A 742-nucleotide genomic window follows, 5' to 3' on the forward strand; every position below is an offset into this window, starting at 1 on the left:
GCTGTATAATCCTGGCTGGCAACTATCTTGCCTTTCTTCTCGGTAGAGCTGTCCTTCAGTGTCATCTTGCCCAAGACGATGATTTTGCCTGTTGCGCTGTTGTCGGCAGTCAGTGTATATCCGTTCAAGTCAAGAACCACGGACTTTCCGGCGGGTACACTGACGCTTTGCCCTGTGATGTCGGCATCGGCGGACAATTTAAAATCTTCGCCGTTGGCGAAAGCGGCCTTTAGGACTGCCACGTCGGATTGAACTACAAATTTGCTGTCGATTGTTGCCGGAAGTGATGCTTCGGTTCCTTTTATTATATAGATTGTGGTATCGCCGGCATCGTGTACCAATTGTTCTACCTTTCCATATATCTTCAAGTTACCGCCTTTTACGGTCAGCTTCTTTACGGTGACGCCTGCATTGATAATCAATGTCTGCTGGGCGGTAGTGGCAGTCACTTCATTGTAAGTGGCTTTATTGCCTACTGCTGCCAATGTAACGGTGGTGCTTGGCATGGTGATGGCTACAGAAGGAGCTTCTTGCTCTGCATTGGTTTCCGGCACAGCCAAGGATACACTGTTGGTGGCAGTGGCGGCGGGAGCACCTATGCTGGTATTGGTCTTGTCGGTCAGCGTCAACGGAGCGGCAGTACTGGTCGTTGGGGCTGTATTGAACGCCAGGTTGATGTCCGAGTTCTGTAAAACCGGGATGGCGATGCCGTCGTTGCTGCCGGAAGTGGTATTGAAGCTGC

The 742-nt window shown here is 51.1% G+C and carries 1 pseudogene; it reads right to left on the minus strand.

Annotated features, from left to right (window positions below):
* Window positions 1-742, minus strand: a pseudogene (locus BWI44_RS12100) (fimbrillin family protein); the annotation flags it as partial.

Origin of the sequence: Bacteroides sp. Phil13, assembly GCF_001940965.1 — a bacterium.
Lineage (GTDB): Bacteria > Bacteroidota > Bacteroidia > Bacteroidales > Bacteroidaceae > Bacteroides > Bacteroides intestinalis.